The organism is Vibrio sp. 14G-20 (genome assembly GCF_026241515.1).
Taxonomy (GTDB): Bacteria; Pseudomonadota; Gammaproteobacteria; order Enterobacterales; family Vibrionaceae; genus Vibrio.
In genome coordinates, this window is the sequence record NZ_JAPHPW010000001.1 from 119,120 (window position 1) to 133,588 (window position 14,469).

Sequence of the window (14,469 nt, forward strand, 5' to 3'; positions counted from 1 at the left end):
ATTCCTTAGTAAATTCTAAAAAAGATAAAAAACAGGGGCCTAAATAATTGGCCCCTGATATTGACTGTATTCAGTCCGTTAAGCCATCGATTATGACCGCTTAATATGAACTAAATATGGCTCAGAGCCGCTATTATTCAGCTTCTACAAAACCGTCTTTTTCAGCAGCTACAGCAGCAACATCTTTGTTACGACCTTCTTTAACCGCGTCTGCAGCAGCGTTTAGGTAAAGCTGTACTGCACGGATTGCATCATCGTTACCTGGGATAACGAAGTCAACGCCGTCTGGGTTAGAGTTAGTATCAACTACAGCGTAAACTGGGATACCTAGGTTGTTTGCTTCTTTAACTGCGATGTGTTCGTGATCAGCATCGATAACGAATAGAGCGTCTGGAAGGCCGCCCATGTTCTTGATACCACCAAGAGACTTCTCTAGCTTCTCCATTTCACGAGTGCGCATTAGAGCTTCTTTCTTAGTAAGCTTGTCGAAAGTACCGTCTTGAGCTTGCGCTTCAAGTTCTTTCAGACGCTTGATAGACTGACGAACAGTTTTGTAGTTCGTTAGCATACCGCCTAACCAGCGGTTGTTAACGTAGAACTGGTTGCTGTTGATAGCAGCTTCTTTAACAGCTTCAGATGCAGCGCGCTTAGTACCAACGAAAAGAACTTTACCTTTCTTCTCACCAACTTTAGCAATCTCTGCTAGAGCTTCGTTGAACATTGGTACAGTTTTTTCTAGGTTGATGATATGAACCTTGCTACGAGCACCAAAGATGAATGGCTTCATTTTTGGGTTCCAGTAACGAGTTTGGTGACCGAAGTGAACACCAGCTTTAAGCATATCGCGCATTGATACAGTTGCCATTTTAAAATCCTCTATGGGGTTAGGCCTCCACATTCCCCATGAATCCGACCCCTAACAACTAACCACTTTACAGCCGTTAATTTGTGTTGTTGAGGCACCCCGGAACATGTGTCGGAATGTGTGTGATTTAAAGATATAAGTTAGTGGACACGAAGCTTGTTTCGCCAATTGGAGAAAACAGTCCTGATGTCCGGCGCGCTTTATACCATATTTTGTCCATCTATGGCTAGAAAAAAATATAAAAATGGCGGTTGCTATACTGATCTTTGACGCTGTATTTCTCCTATAAATAGTATCAATAACGCAAGAGGTAATCGGCTTAAAGTTGAACACTATTCAATCACGCTTAATAGTATCCACCAGCATTATATAGGTATCAGAATGTTGCGCTAAAATGCTGCACTGCTAGAATAGCCCCAATATGCACACTTAGGTGCTACCAAATTAAGAGATATGCAATGGCTGTAAAAATTAAAACTGCTGAAGAAATTCAAAAAATGCGCGTTGCCGGTAAGCTGGCTTCTGAAATTCTAGAGATGATTGAACCTCATATCCAAGCAGGTACCACGACAGAAGAACTGAACAAAATCTGTCATGAATACGCTCTAGAAAGAGGCGCATACTCAGCACCACTTGATTACCACGGTTTCCCTAAGTCAATCTGTACGTCTATCAACCACATTGTGTGCCACGGCATTCCTGCATCACAAGATGAGACAGGTAGCACAGGTCAATTCAAACCTGCGGTACTAAAAGATGGCGACATTCTTAACGTTGATATCACAGTAATCATCCCTGATGACGAAAACGCTGACCTAAGCACTCGCCCGCAAGGTTACCACGGTGACACGTCTAAGATGTTCCTTGTGGGTGAAGTTTCTCCAGCAAACAAACGTCTATGTATGGTTGCTCAAGAAGCACTTTACGAAGGCATGCGCCAAGTAAAACCTGGTGTTCAGCTTGGTCAAATCGGTACGGCTATCGAGAAGTACATCAAAACAAACAATAAAAACAACCCACGCGCTAAGTTCTCTATTGTTAAAGATTACTGTGGTCACGGTATCGGTTCTGAGTTCCATGAAGACCCACAAGTGGTTCACTACAAGAACAGCGATCGCACAGTGCTAAAAGCAGGCATGTGTTTCACTATCGAGCCAATGATCAACGCTGGTAAGTTTGGCTGTCGTCTCGACGACGAAGATAGCTGGACAGTATACACTGCAGACAGCAAGAACTCGGCTCAATGGGAACACACCCTTGTTGTAACTGATACTGGTTGTGAAGTACTAACACTGCGCAGCGATGATACAATCCCACGTATCATGAAAAACGCTTAGTTCACCGAACTGAACGCATCAGCCTTTTAAAAATATCCTCGCATTGTCGAGGATATTTTTTTATCCGCTCAATTTCGATTTTCCATCAGCTTCTGTTAAATTGTTTACTATTCTCATTTGCTTGCACGGATAGCAGACTATGCCTTATCAATGCCCCCTTACGTTCAATGACGAACAAATTGAAATCTGCGAATTAAAAAATCAGCTCGAAATCTTCACACAGTATCAAAAAAATGAATTTCTGAACCACCACCCTGTCACCGACTTGGTTCTACTGCGCTCCGAATACATGGATTTACTTCTCAATCGTTTGTGGGAGAACTTCGGATTCAACAAACTGCCTCATATTTCACTTGTTGCAGTGGGCGGTTACGGTCGTGGTGAACTGCATCCTTTGTCCGACATTGATATTCTCATCGTCTCACAAAAAACATTGCCACCAGCGCTAGGTGAAAAAGTCAGCCAATTCATCACCCTACTCTGGGATCTAAGATTAGAAGTCGGCCATGCCGTGCGTACCATTGCCGAATGTCTTGAGATCGGTATTGATGATTTAACCGTTGCGACCAACCTTCAAGAATCTCGCTTGCTGTGTGGCAGTGAAGACACCTTCCAAGAACTAAAACTGAAGATTCACTCTGATTCATTTTGGCCAAGTGAAACCTTCTACAAAGCTAAAATTCAAGAACAAAGAGAACGCCACGCTCGCTACCACGACACCACCTACAATCTAGAACCGGACATTAAATCAACTCCGGGTGGACTCAGAGACATCCACACCCTGAGCTGGGTTGCCCGTCGCCATTTCGGCGCGACCTCTTTGTTAGAAATGAGCAAGTACGGTTTTCTTACTGACGCGGAATATCGTGAGTTAGTTGAGTGCCAAGATTTCTTGTGGCGTGTTCGCTTTGCATTGCACATTGAACTGCGCCGTTACGACAACCGCCTCACTTTTGCCCATCAAGCTCAAGTCGCTGAACATCTGGGTTATACGGGCGAAGGAAACCGCGGTGTTGAGATGATGATGAAGGAGTTCTACCGAACCCTTCGTCGTGTTGCTGAACTCAATAAGATGCTGCTCAAGCTATTCGATCAAGCGATCATCAATGGCGGTCAGACCCAAGACGCTGAGATTCTCGATAGTGACTTCCAACGTCGAGGCGCATTGATCGAAGCACGTAAGCCAGCCCTATTCCAAGCAAGACCAGAAACCATTCTCGATATGTTCATCCACATTGCGAATGACTCTTCAATCGAAGGGGTTAGTCCCCCAACATTGCGACAACTGCGAACGGCGCGTCGTCGATTGAACCGATTCCTGCATACCATTCCTGAAGCTCGTGACAAGTTCATGGATCTAGTTCGCCACCCTAATGCCCTGCACAAAGCTTTTAGCCTAATGCATAAACTGGGCGTACTCTCGGCATACTTACCGCAGTGGAGCCAGATCGTTGGCCAGATGCAGTTTGACCTATTCCATGTTTACACCGTTGATGAACACAGTATTCGCTTGCTCAAGCACATCAACCGATTTGGTCAAATCGAAAACCACGATAAGCACCCTATCTGTTGTGAAGTTTACCCACGCGTACAGAAAAAAGAGTTGCTGATCCTTGCCGCTATTTTCCACGACATAGGTAAAGGCCGTGGTGGAGACCACTCCGAAATCGGTGCGGTTGAAGCTTACTCTTTCTGTATCGAACACGGGTTATCAAAACCAGAAGCAAAACAAGTCGCATGGCTCGTTCAGAATCACCTATTGATGTCTGTCACCGCCCAACGCCGCGATATCTACGACCCCGATGTGATTACAGAGTTCGCCAAGAAAGTACGTGATGAAGAATCATTAGAGCTACTGGTGTGTTTAACCGTCGCCGACATCTGTGCAACCAACCCGGAGCTATGGAACAGTTGGAAACGCACCCTGTTAGCAGAGCTATTCCACTCAACACAACGTGCACTTCGCCGCGGCTTGGAAAACCCAGTCGATGTGAGAGACCGTATTCGTCACAATCAACAGATGGCATCAGCTCTACTGCGTAAAGAAGGCTTCACAGCTCGTGAGATTGAAGTCCTTTGGCAACGTTTCAAAGCCGATTACTTCTTGCGTCACACACACAAACAAATCGCTTGGCACTGTGAGCACTTACTTCGCCTGGAAGACCCAAGCCAACCGCTCGTACTGATCAGCAAAAAAGCGACGCGTGGTGGCACTGAAGTGTTCGTTTACTGTAAAGACCAAGCAGCACTGTTTGCGACCGTGGTTGCCGAACTCGACAGACGTAACTTTAACGTTCACGACGCGCAGGTCATGGTCAGCAAAGATGGCCATGTTTTAGATACCTTTATCGTACTGGACCAACATGGTGAAGCCATCGATGAAGCAAGACACAAGGCAGTTGCTAAGCATCTAACCCATGTACTGGCTGATGGCCGTCCAACTAAGATTAAGACACGTCGCACGCCACGTAACTTGCAGCACTTTAAGGTCAAAACCTTAGTTGAGTTCCTACCAACCAAGAGTAAAAAGCGCACCTTAATGGAGTTAAGAGCTCTAGACACACCGGGACTATTAGCTCAGGTCGGTGCTACCTTCGCTGAGTTAGACATTAATTTACACGGCGCGAAAATCACTACTATTGGTGAACGAGCAGAAGATTTGTTCATTCTGACCAGTGAAGTGGGAGGAAGACTTTCTGAAGAGCAAGAGCAAGCGCTAAGAGAAAGATTAACAGAACATGTTTCGGAACTTGCGCCTTAAAAATAGAATCTAACCATCGAATAAGTGTGGACAAAGATAGAGAGCGATCTTGTCCACAACTTACAATCAATTCCCAGGTATCAACTATCTAGCTCGTCGCTAGGCTGCTACATTGATTAAGTCAATTACATAAAAGTATTACATTCATAAACTAGAGGTCGCTTATGTATCCAAACCTCACTGGCTTAGGTATCCACGAACCTAAACAGATTGAACGTTACTCCCTTCGCCAAGAAGCCCACAAAGATATTCTTAAGATTTACTTCCGTAAGCAGAAAGGCGAACTGTTCGCGAAAAGCGTTAAGTTTAAGTATCCACGACAAGTGAAAAGTGTGCTTGTTAGCGGTGGCAACAATCAATACAAAGAAGTGACCGAGATAAACCGTAATCTCACACTTGTAATTGATGAGCTCAATAAGATCACCAAGCCGATTCCAACCGCAGAAGTCGATGTGAAACAGAAAATTCTTACTGACTTACGCCACCTAGAAAAAGTGGTATCGAGTAAGATCGCAGAGATCGAAGCGGATCTAGAAAAGCTAAAATGATCCCGAGAATAGACAACTAACAACCACATTAGTTGTTCCACTCAGATCACACAGACATCAAAAAGGGCTGATATCACTATCAGCCCTTTGTTTTTTCTACTGTCTACGTTGACTAGACGCGTGTGTTTACTTAGACAAACGCGCTTCAGCATTCACTAAGTTGGTATCCCACTCAAAGGTTTCAAACAACCTTAGCCACGTTTCATCTAGGCTAGCTTTCATTACTAATTCTTTCTTTGTAAAAGGGTGAATGAAACGCAGCTCAGAAGCATGCAGCAACAGACGGTGCGAATCTAAATCATCACGAAACAGTCGGTTATGCTTACCATCACCATGTGAAGTATCGCCAACGATTGGGTGTCTTAGGTGAGCCATGTGACGACGCAGCTGATGTTTGCGCCCCGTCTTTGGCATCATCTCAACTAAGCAATAACGACTGGTAGGGAAACGGCCTGTTGAATACGGCACTTCGACTTTCGCTAACGGCTCGTAAACAGTGATTGCTTCTTGTGGTTCTTTATCTTCTTTCGCGAACTTATCTGCGATCTTATCTAACTCAACCTTAAGCGCATAATCGAGCGTATCGCCCTCTTCTATCCAGCCACGAACAATTGCATGATAAGTCTTTTGCATCTCATGGTTAGCGAACATTGGCATCACCTCAGAGGCAACCTCACTCGATAGAGCAAACACCAATACGCCAGATGTTGGTCGGTCTAAGCGATGTAGAGGGAAGACGTGCTGACCAATTTGGTCGCGCAGTGTCTGCATCACAAATTGAGTCTCGTGTTTATCCAACCATGAGCGATGTACTAGCATTCCCGCCGGCTTATTCACCGCGACAAAATACTCATCTTGATAAATGATCTCTAACATTACGCACATACCTCATCAATGCTCAGAATCGTCACTAGCAGTTCAGCTTTGTCTGCCTCATTTTTCCACACTTCACTAAAATAAGGATGAATCGCAAAGCCTTTAGGTAGACTCATTTGGGCATCCATCATTGCGCTAATCTTAACGATGAAGATCCACTGCAACCACTCTTCCGGTTGTAACGAATCAATCGCGAAAGGTTCAACACTTGCAAGCGCCTCATCCGAGGGAGGAAGAGCGCTCCACAGAGAACATTGGCGCATTTGTTGTTCTAATTGTTGAAGTAAAAGAGGTAACTTTGTGGCAGCTGTCATTTTTCACCAAGTTATTTATCTAGTGACCTTGAAATTGGGGCATAGAGTACCATCTATTTAGGAAAGAAAGTTAGGAGCTTTATTACTATGGAAACGATTCACACGCTCACACAGTTACTCAAGAATAGCGGTTGCCAATACGATATCTACGACCTAGGTCGTCGCATTCAGAAGATCGACAACACCTTATTCTCTGATGTTGAGCAAGGGAAACAGCCGTACCCATTTCCACTTCAGAAACAAGCTCACTTAGCCATTAGTTACTGGAACGAACACAAGCAACCTTGGATTTGGTTTCTAAAGTTCAAGCTGGACGAAAGAGGCCTATTGCATCAAGGCGATGTAGGCAACTTCCTTAAGTTTGTTATCGAAGCAATGGGCACACGTTTAAACGGCGAGATCAGCGAAGAGCAGCAACAAAAGCTGTCTAACAACCCATACACGTTCAAGCCTTCAGAAGACAAGATGGCCGTGTTCCATAGCCAAGTCAGAGCAGGTTTAGACCTAGCGACGAGCCAATACTACGAACATGCTCAACACTACTTCACTGGCGCTCTAGGCTGGGACAACTGGAAAACGGTTGGTCTTCAAGGCATCACCGACATGTGTGCTCGCCTAGGCAGCCAACAAAACGGTGTCGCGATTCGAAAAGCGCTAAATAAACTACCATCAGAACCTTTATACGCAACACTAGGGGCACTTGAGCATACGCAAATCAATGACAAGCTCGCTCAACGCTTACAAGAGATGGCAGAGAATGAGATCAACAGCCAAGAACCTGATCTGTTCTTGCTGTCAGCCTTGGTTCGTGCCCTTTCTGGTGCTGAGCAAAGCACAACGAATGCCGTAATTAACCAAGTTCTGGCTAGCCCACGCTTAAGCCACCAAGAGGTGTTAATTGGCTTGGCTGGTCGTAGCTGGCATGCACTACAAGACCCAGCGATTGCTGAGCAATTCTTGCTGCGTCTCGCACAAACGGGTAATCAAAACCTGTTCAATCAATTGTTTGCAGATTTAGTGATGATTCCGACTCTGAGAATGGTATTTTTACCGCTACTGAACTCGAACCCATCACCAGAACTTGCCAATGCACTTGTTGAATTACAACAAGCGGCTAAGTCGCAATAGAAACTAAATAGAACCGAACAATAGCTCGTAAGAAAAAACTCAAATCACGAACGGAATAGAAAGATAAAAAGGAAGTATGGATTAAATGATAGATAACTTATTGGCTATTTTGTTTCTGTGCTTCTTTTGCTTTCTGTTTTGGCAGCAGCGCAGGCAATCTGAGCTTGCGAAAGCTGCCATTGCGAGAAAGTGTAAAGAGCTAGACCTACAATTATTAAGTGTCGCCTTCAGTGGTCATAAACTTAAGATGCGCCATGAGCTCAACACTATTTGGCGCTGGCACACCGTGTACCAATTCGAGTTTTCGGCGTTGGGTGATGACCTGTACCAAGGGAAACTGACAATGGTAGGTTTCCGTTCTATGCGGTTTGAGCTACAGCCTCATAGAATGTAACGTCGCAATACTCGGTATAACGATACTCATGATAAGGGCCAAACTGATCTTGTTTGGTCTCTTTAAATGCAAAACCTAATTTTTCTAATAGCTTAATAGATGGGTTGTGGCCGACATTCACAGTCGCAACAACATTCGTTAGACGCTCTTCAAAACGCACCAAACTAAAGAAAGGCCTTAGTACCTCACTAGCAAAGCCTTGATTCCAGTAATCTTTATCCAAAATAAAGCCAAGTTCATGCTTACCCTTTTCCGATGAAACAAAGACATGTCCAAGATATTCACGGGTTTGGTTGTGGATGATCGCGCGGCAAAAGCCGACGTTATCTTGCAGTATTTCTTGAAAAAGATGCTTCGCAGAGGCGACAGAGTGAGGCCCGTTCATTTCAGCACGATTAATGGGGCAGCAATTTAACTTGATAAATTCGAGTTCTAGCTGTTCAGTATAAGGTACCAACAGCGTTCTTGAGGTTGCTATCGTCATAAAACACTCCTTGTGTTGACCATTAGCAGAAAAGCAGATGTTGCGCTCTTAGACGAAAAAGAGACGTCTAGATAGAGAAAAGCCTCAGGAAAAGAAAAGCCCCGACACCGAAGTGTCAGGGCTAGGGTCTTACTCGCAGCAGTCCGGCTACTAATTAATGCTCCATGCATCATCCATAATAGTGGCTGTAATCCTTCAGCTCTTTCCTTTACTTCGCCGTCCTAGCGGTGTCCAATCATCCTGAAAGCTAACAATCCTAGTTAGCGCACATCACTTGTTCCGTGAGCGGTGTCCTTTACATCGTCCTGATGCTAATCCAACCCTTTAATCCTAAAGGTGTCCATTGTCATTCCGTTGCAGCTAACTTCCTGTTAACTGACTGTATCCCTACAATGTCCTTACGCTCCATGCTTGATCACTCAATCCTAAGTAACCAAATCTTCATCCTGAAGATAACCAAATCCTTGGTGCTTTCCTGTTCCGTGTCAGAATCCTTCCGACAAGGTTTAATTTACGCGATTTAGGATTTCGGACAATAGATTTGTATCACATTTTGAATTCAAGAAAGTTGTTAATTATATAAAACAATTAAAATTCAACACTTTAACTATATGCACTTCAATGTCTCTAACGATGTATTCGTGTTATCTCACAGCCTTTGTAAGAGATCTCTCACACGGCATGGGATGTTTTATGATTCGCTATCATCCACCGGAGCGAGTAAAATGACCAAAGACTAAAAATGGAGGTCAACATGCTGACAAAAGATGTGTCTGAAGAGTTGAAATCAGTGCTTGAAGGACTGCAAGCGCAAGGAAAAGAGCCGACTGTTGCTTTAGTTAAAGCTCGTATGAGCACATCTGTGCCGATGCCTGCTTTGATCACAACTATCAAGAGCTGGAAAAGTGCGAATCGAGTACCTAAAGTGGAAGTCGCAACACAAGAAGAGCCAGCACTAGACCGTGTTAGCCAACTGGAAAAACAAATCCTTGAACTTACTGCTCGCGTAGCCACGCTTGAAGCCAAACTAACTGAATAATAAGTTAACCGAGCAATAAGTTGACCGGTAAATAAGCTAACAGAGAAATAGAACACTATGAAGATATGGGTTGATGCGGACGCTTGTCCCAAGGTTATCCGAGAAACCATCGTACGCGCAGCTGAGCGCACAGGGGTGGAATGTACCTTTGTCGCGAACCATTTGGTTCCCGTTCCCAAGCGTAATAACATTCACTCAATTCAAGTCCCAAGCGGGTTTGATATTGCAGATGATGAAATAGTAAAACGCACGGAACCCGGCGATCTAGTGATAACCTCAGACATCCCTCTGGCTGATGAAGTGATCACCAAAGGTGCGCTTGCTTTAAGCTCTCGCGGGGAGCTTTACACCAAAGAAACCATCAAAGCACGTCTCAACATTCGTGATTTCATGGATACTATGCGTTCAAGTGGTATTCAAACTGGCGGACCAAGTACCCTTTCTCAAACCGACCGTCGTGAGTTCGCCAACCACCTCGATCGCCTGCTAGCTAAACGCTAAACGCAGTCTTTCTAATGACGACAACTTTAGAAATCGTCACTTAGTAGATGCAGCCCCGATGAAATTTTAATCGACATACTCCGTTCTTGATATTTATTACAATAACGGAGTATTGCTTATGATTCGTCGAATCGCCCTCTCGCTATCCATTCTTTTTTGCAGCACTCAACTTTCCTTCGCCGAGGAAAGCTTTGCTGATGAAGGCTTTGCCCATAAAGATTTCGCCGATGAAGAATACGGAATCATAGGTGGCGGTATCACCTATGGTGAAAGTGTTTTCTCCACTAAAAGTTCTCCTCAACTCGGTGCAACACCCAACCTCTTCTATTCCGGCCCGAAAGGCTTTATTGATGGCAGCCTAGTCAATTGGCAACTGCTACCTTATGTGGGGTTATCAGGAAACTGGCGCTTTGCAGAGGTGTCAGACACTTTTGTAGACCTACCTAACGGCATTCAAGACCGAGATGGTAATGGAGAGCTAGGGATAACTTTAGGCACGGTAGGCGCACGCCTGACCTATTTACACGACGTGACTTCAGAGCATAACGGCTATGAAGTTCAGCTTCACTTAGGCAAAACGCTAGAAACGTGGACGCAACCTTTCACTATTACGCCTTACATAGAAATCGACTATCGAGACAAAAAGCTCTCAAATCATCTTTACAGTATTTCTAACGCAGAGGCTTCTTCCACTGGGTTGAGTCAATTTGATTCTGGGTCAACCTTTGTCTATCAAGCCGGGTTAATCGGACTCTATGAGTTCACACCCACTTGGATTGGTATCGCACGAGCAGACTTGATTCATCACGACAGCGACAGCGCGTTGATCCAACGAGATTTAGGTTGGTCGTTTGAATTAGGGGTAACCTATCGTTTTGCGGGGTTGTAAGTTTGTAGGCTGCAATAATTTGTAGGCTCCAATAATTTGCAGGTTCCAATAAAAAGAGCCTGCATCAATGCAGGCCCTTTGGTATCACATAATTTATTCAGTTGATAGCGAATCAAAATGTTCGCCCATCACTGCTTACTAAGGCGTGTAGTACGTTGCAGCACCCGGACCTACTGGTAAGCCAAATACGAATACCCAAACGTAGAACATTAAGCTCCAACCAACCAAGAATACTAATGAGTATGGAAGCATAGTTGCAATCAGAGTACCGATACCTAGGTTCTTCATGTAACGCGTAGCTACAGCTAGGATAAGACCGAAGTAGCTCATCATTGGAGTAATAATGTTTGTTGTTGAGTCACCGATACGGTAAGCCGCTTGAATCGTTTCAGGTGCATAGCCTACTAGCATTAGCATTGGAACGAAGATAGGTGCTGTTACAGCCCACTGAGCAGAAGCGGAACCGATCATCAGGTTAATGAAGCCACACATTAGGATGAATGCGAAGAACAACATTGGACCTGTTAGGCCGATATCCTGTAGGAACGTAGCACCTGCAACTGCGAATACTTGACCGAAGTTAGTCCACTTGAAGAAAGCAACAAACTGAGCAGCGAAGAACACAAGTACGATGTACATGCCCATTGAAGACATAGACTTAGACATTGCATTGATAACATCACGGTCTGTTTTCATTGTACCGGTAACTTTACCGTAAACAAAACCAGGAACTGCGAAGAATACGAAGATGAACGCTACAATACTTTTCAGGAATGGAGAACCTGAAACCGTACCTGCTGCTGAACGTAGAACACCATCAGCTGGAACAATCGTCCATGCAAGAAGTGCAGAAACCGCTAATACTGCGATACCCGCAAGCTTAAGGCCTTTCTTCTCAACGTCTGTTAGCTTGCCCATTGAATCATTTGATAAATCTTCAGACGCTTCTTCGTCGTTGTATTTACCCAGTTTTGGTTCAACAATCTTCTCAGTTACAAATGCACCTGTAATCGCGATGAAGAAAGTAGAAACAAACATGAAGTACCAGTTTGATTCAGGACCAACGTTGTAAGTCGGGTCGATCATTTGTGCTGCTGTTGTGGTAATACCAGAAAGCAGTGGATCAACCGTACCGATTAGAAGGTTTGCAGAGTAACCACCAGATACACCAGCAAATGCTGCCGCTAGACCAGCTAATGGGTGACGACCCAAAGAGTGGAAAAGCATTGCTGCAAGCGGGATAAGTACTACATAACCAAGCTCTGAAGCCGTGTTAGAGATAATACCGGCAAAAACTACGGTTACCGTAACCATGCGCTTAGATGCGCCCATTACCATGCCACGCATCGCCGCAGATAATAAACCTGAGTGCTCAGCAATCGCTACACCTAGCATTGCAACAAGCACGGTACCTAATGGCGCAAAGCCAACAAAGTTTGTCACTAGATTAGTAACTATGAGCTGTAAGCCTTCAGCATTAAGTAAGCTTACAACGTAGATCATGCCGTCAGCAGCACGACCTGGAGCACCTTCTGGACGAGGGTCCATAACAGATACTTCAAAATATCCAGCGATACCTGAAGTAACTAGAATAGCGACACAGAAGATTGCGAAAAGAGTGATCGGGTGGGGTAATAGATTCCCCAAATACTCAACACCATCGAGAAAACGGGTAAAAATAGGTTTCTTTGGCGAGTTGTTTTTTATTGAAGCTGATGAACTCATCAGTTCCCTCCTTGTAGTGATTCCTATGCAATTGTGACAAAAATGTTCAAATTGCCAGCGAAGGGTACGCGACAAAATTATCAATTAGAAATTCAAAATGTTACAAAATGTGTAACAAACGACGACTTTTAACTCTATTTGAGCAATTGATTAGCAAATAAATCCATATTAAATACAAAATCTAGATTTATAATTCACAAATACACATTCACCACAAATATAAACAAAGATGTAACCTATTGATTCACTTGAAAATAAAACACATCGTACGCTAAATAAATACTCTATCTTTAACCAGGTTCCTCTCGAGGAAAAAGAAAAGCAGGCAAATGAATGACGTTTGACTTTCCCCTCGTTTTTTACACACGTGTCACATCCAATTGACGGCTTATTTCTGAACTGCTTTGAATCTCGGATTGGTTTTGCAGATAACATAGTGACGGCCTCGGCGCTTTACTATCTGACAATCTGGGTGACGGCTCTTTGCACTTTTCAGTGATTTCACGACTTTCATTTATTTCGCTCCCTTACCTAATTGACCAAAACGACGAGTAAAGTTCGCAACACGTCCCTCTTTATGTAGCACTCTCTGTTTACCGGTATAGAAAGGGTGCGACTTTGACGACACTTCAATGGTGAAGTAAGGATAAGTATTGCCATCTTCCCATTCAATAGTGCGATCTGTTTTCAGCGTAGAGCCTATTAAGAAGTACTCATCGACACTGGTGTCATGAAAGACTACAGGACGGTAATCTGGATGGATATTTGGTTTCATTGTCTTTCTCTAAATGATTAATTTGTTATGTTATAACATTTCAAATGATAATCATTATCAAAAGAAAAACAAGCTAATTTATGATATTTTTCCACCATAGATCGTAATTAGAGAGCGTCTGCTCATGTACTCCATTGAACCTATTGGCTTTATAGAGTCTCCTTATAAAGAGAAGTTCGCCGTGCCAAGGCAACCTAGATTGGTGCCAACATCCACCTCAAGAGTCAGGCTGGTTGATGCGGCAAACTGCCTTGAATCAGTTCGTAACATCGAACAATTCAGCCATGTGTGGCTGCTATTTCTATTCGACAAGAACCTTGAAGCGGGCTGGAAACCAACAGTGAGACCACCTCGACTCGGTGGTAATGAACGCATAGGTGTGTTCGCATCACGTGCGACATTCAGACCGAATGGGATTGGTATGTCCGCGGTTGAGCTCAAAGGTGTCTCTCAAGAGAAGGGGCAGACTTGGTTGGATTTGGGCAGTGTCGATCTCGTAGACGGCACGCCGATCATCGACATCAAACCTTATATCCCCTACTCGGATGCGATTCCGGGTGCACTTGGAGGCTTTGCCGCCGATGAACCTGAAGTGCTAGACGTGAACTTTTCACAGCAAGCCCAAGCGAAACTGGCACAACACCCGCAGGCACGCCATATCATTCAGGTGATCAAAGAAGTGCTTGGTCAAGATCCACGCCCTGCCTATAAAAAAAGCAAGCCGGACAGTAAGGAATATGCGGTAAATTTGTTCGATCTTAACGTGAAATTCGTTGTTGAGGCGCTTTTCATCAATGTAACTGACATTGAACGCTTTTGAGATCCCAAATAGG

At 44.3% G+C, this 14,469-nt stretch carries 16 protein-coding genes; 9 read left to right on the top strand and 7 right to left on the bottom strand.

Translation table 11 applies throughout. The features are described 5' to 3' along the window. Window positions 1-133: 133 nt before the first annotated feature. On the bottom strand, window positions 134-865 hold the full coding sequence (gene rpsB / locus OQJ75_RS00570) for a 30S ribosomal protein S2 (protein WP_032500394.1): 732 nt from the start codon (window positions 863-865) through the stop codon (window positions 134-136). 458 nt (window positions 866-1,323) lie between these two features. Here rpsB and map point away from each other — a divergent pair, with 458 nt between their 5' ends. From map to OQJ75_RS00585, 3 genes are all read left to right on the top strand, one after another. Continuing rightward, window positions 1,324-2,202 carry a type I methionyl aminopeptidase gene (map, locus tag OQJ75_RS00575; protein ID WP_265970489.1) on the top strand — a complete coding sequence of 293 codons (879 nt, stop codon included), beginning with the start codon at window positions 1,324-1,326 and terminating at the stop codon, window positions 2,200-2,202. A gap of 139 nt (window positions 2,203-2,341) precedes the next feature. Further along, a complete protein-coding gene (glnD, locus tag OQJ75_RS00580; protein WP_248397548.1) occupies window positions 2,342-4,963 on the top strand; it encodes a bifunctional uridylyltransferase/uridylyl-removing protein GlnD in 2,622 nt (873 codons plus the stop codon). Between the two features lie 164 nt (window positions 4,964-5,127). Further along, window positions 5,128-5,511, top strand: coding sequence for a DUF3461 family protein (locus OQJ75_RS00585; protein ID WP_017107178.1), 384 nt, complete (start codon window positions 5,128-5,130; stop codon window positions 5,509-5,511). 126 nt (window positions 5,512-5,637) lie between these two features. On the opposite strand, the gene truC is transcribed toward OQJ75_RS00585, so the two are convergent. Both truC and OQJ75_RS00595 read right to left on the bottom strand, forming a co-directional pair. Beyond that, the gene (truC, locus tag OQJ75_RS00590; RefSeq protein ID WP_265970490.1) at window positions 5,638-6,387 is read right to left on the bottom strand and encodes a tRNA pseudouridine(65) synthase TruC; all 750 of its coding nucleotides are present in this window, start codon (window positions 6,385-6,387) and stop codon (window positions 5,638-5,640) included. Next, a complete protein-coding gene (locus OQJ75_RS00595) occupies window positions 6,387-6,701 on the bottom strand; it encodes a YqcC family protein (protein WP_265970491.1) in 315 nt (104 codons plus the stop codon). The genes truC and OQJ75_RS00595 overlap by 1 nt, the downstream gene beginning before the upstream one ends. An 87-nt stretch (window positions 6,702-6,788) precedes the next feature. Here OQJ75_RS00595 and OQJ75_RS00600 point away from each other — a divergent pair, with 87 nt between their 5' ends. Next, a complete protein-coding gene (locus tag OQJ75_RS00600) occupies window positions 6,789-7,829 on the top strand; it encodes a DUF3549 family protein (protein WP_265970492.1) in 1,041 nt (346 codons plus the stop codon). Between the two features lie 85 nt (window positions 7,830-7,914). Next, a complete protein-coding gene (locus tag OQJ75_RS00605) occupies window positions 7,915-8,223 on the top strand; it encodes a DUF3301 domain-containing protein (protein ID WP_265970493.1) in 309 nt (102 codons plus the stop codon). Here the strand turns inward: OQJ75_RS00605 and OQJ75_RS00610 are convergent. Then, complete coding sequence (locus tag OQJ75_RS00610) at window positions 8,189-8,707, bottom strand: GNAT family N-acetyltransferase (protein ID WP_265970494.1); 519 nt, start codon at window positions 8,705-8,707, stop codon at window positions 8,189-8,191. The genes OQJ75_RS00605 and OQJ75_RS00610 overlap by 35 nt on opposite strands. Window positions 8,708-9,461: 754 nt before the next feature. On the opposite strand from OQJ75_RS00610, the gene OQJ75_RS00615 reads away from it, so the two are divergent. The 3 genes from OQJ75_RS00615 (at window position 9,462) to OQJ75_RS00625 (ending at window position 11,136) form a co-directional block, all read left to right on the top strand. Continuing rightward, window positions 9,462-9,746: a hypothetical protein gene (locus tag OQJ75_RS00615; protein ID WP_017093239.1), complete on the top strand. Its 285-nt coding sequence runs from the start codon at window positions 9,462-9,464 to the stop codon at window positions 9,744-9,746. A 57-nt stretch (window positions 9,747-9,803) separates the two neighbouring features. Further along, on the top strand, window positions 9,804-10,247 hold the full coding sequence (locus OQJ75_RS00620; protein WP_004734361.1) for a YaiI/YqxD family protein: 444 nt from the start codon (window positions 9,804-9,806) through the stop codon (window positions 10,245-10,247). A gap of 118 nt (window positions 10,248-10,365) precedes the next feature. Continuing rightward, the gene (locus OQJ75_RS00625; RefSeq protein WP_248389469.1) at window positions 10,366-11,136 is read left to right on the top strand and encodes a MipA/OmpV family protein; all 771 of its coding nucleotides are present in this window, start codon (window positions 10,366-10,368) and stop codon (window positions 11,134-11,136) included. Window positions 11,137-11,274: 138 nt separating this feature from the next. Here OQJ75_RS00625 and OQJ75_RS00630 read toward each other — a convergent pair whose 3' ends face one another. The 3 genes from OQJ75_RS00630 to OQJ75_RS00640 form a co-directional block, all read right to left on the bottom strand. Next, complete coding sequence (locus OQJ75_RS00630) at window positions 11,275-12,861, bottom strand: AbgT family transporter (protein WP_248372480.1); 1,587 nt, start codon at window positions 12,859-12,861, stop codon at window positions 11,275-11,277. A 388-nt stretch (window positions 12,862-13,249) separates the two neighbouring features. Next, entirely contained in the window at window positions 13,250-13,375 is a 126-nt protein-coding gene (ykgO, locus tag OQJ75_RS00635) for a type B 50S ribosomal protein L36 (protein ID WP_004734365.1), read from the bottom strand. After that, complete coding sequence (locus tag OQJ75_RS00640) at window positions 13,376-13,636, bottom strand: type B 50S ribosomal protein L31 (RefSeq protein ID WP_009847432.1); 261 nt, start codon at window positions 13,634-13,636, stop codon at window positions 13,376-13,378. 124 nt (window positions 13,637-13,760) lie between these two features. Here OQJ75_RS00640 and tsaA point away from each other — a divergent pair, with 124 nt between their 5' ends. Continuing rightward, entirely contained in the window at window positions 13,761-14,456 is a 696-nt protein-coding gene (tsaA, locus tag OQJ75_RS00645) for a tRNA (N6-threonylcarbamoyladenosine(37)-N6)-methyltransferase TrmO (protein WP_265970495.1), read from the top strand. Window positions 14,457-14,469: the final 13 nt, after the last annotated feature.

What these genes read in the sequence shown, in the direction of transcription:
- rpsB (WP_032500394.1), bottom strand. Translation starts at nt 865, where the DNA reads ATGGCAACTGTATCAATGCGCGATATGCTTAAAGCTGGTGTTCACTTC.
- map (WP_265970489.1), top strand. Translation starts at nt 1,324, where the DNA reads ATGGCTGTAAAAATTAAAACTGCTGAAGAAATTCAAAAAATGCGCGTT.
- glnD (WP_248397548.1), top strand. Translation starts at nt 2,342, where the DNA reads ATGCCTTATCAATGCCCCCTTACGTTCAATGACGAACAAATTGAAATC.
- OQJ75_RS00585 (WP_017107178.1), top strand. Translation starts at nt 5,128, where the DNA reads ATGTATCCAAACCTCACTGGCTTAGGTATCCACGAACCTAAACAGATT.
- truC (WP_265970490.1), bottom strand. Translation starts at nt 6,387, where the DNA reads ATGTTAGAGATCATTTATCAAGATGAGTATTTTGTCGCGGTGAATAAG.
- OQJ75_RS00595 (WP_265970491.1), bottom strand. Translation starts at nt 6,701, where the DNA reads ATGACAGCTGCCACAAAGTTACCTCTTTTACTTCAACAATTAGAACAA.
- OQJ75_RS00600 (WP_265970492.1), top strand. Translation starts at nt 6,789, where the DNA reads ATGGAAACGATTCACACGCTCACACAGTTACTCAAGAATAGCGGTTGC.
- OQJ75_RS00605 (WP_265970493.1), top strand. Translation starts at nt 7,915, where the DNA reads ATGATAGATAACTTATTGGCTATTTTGTTTCTGTGCTTCTTTTGCTTT.
- OQJ75_RS00610 (WP_265970494.1), bottom strand. Translation starts at nt 8,707, where the DNA reads ATGACGATAGCAACCTCAAGAACGCTGTTGGTACCTTATACTGAACAG.
- OQJ75_RS00615 (WP_017093239.1), top strand. Translation starts at nt 9,462, where the DNA reads ATGCTGACAAAAGATGTGTCTGAAGAGTTGAAATCAGTGCTTGAAGGA.
- OQJ75_RS00620 (WP_004734361.1), top strand. Translation starts at nt 9,804, where the DNA reads ATGAAGATATGGGTTGATGCGGACGCTTGTCCCAAGGTTATCCGAGAA.
- OQJ75_RS00625 (WP_248389469.1), top strand. Translation starts at nt 10,366, where the DNA reads ATGATTCGTCGAATCGCCCTCTCGCTATCCATTCTTTTTTGCAGCACT.
- OQJ75_RS00630 (WP_248372480.1), bottom strand. Translation starts at nt 12,861, where the DNA reads ATGAGTTCATCAGCTTCAATAAAAAACAACTCGCCAAAGAAACCTATT.
- ykgO (WP_004734365.1), bottom strand. Translation starts at nt 13,375, where the DNA reads ATGAAAGTCGTGAAATCACTGAAAAGTGCAAAGAGCCGTCACCCAGAT.
- OQJ75_RS00640 (WP_009847432.1), bottom strand. Translation starts at nt 13,636, where the DNA reads ATGAAACCAAATATCCATCCAGATTACCGTCCTGTAGTCTTTCATGAC.
- tsaA (WP_265970495.1), top strand. Translation starts at nt 13,761, where the DNA reads ATGTACTCCATTGAACCTATTGGCTTTATAGAGTCTCCTTATAAAGAG.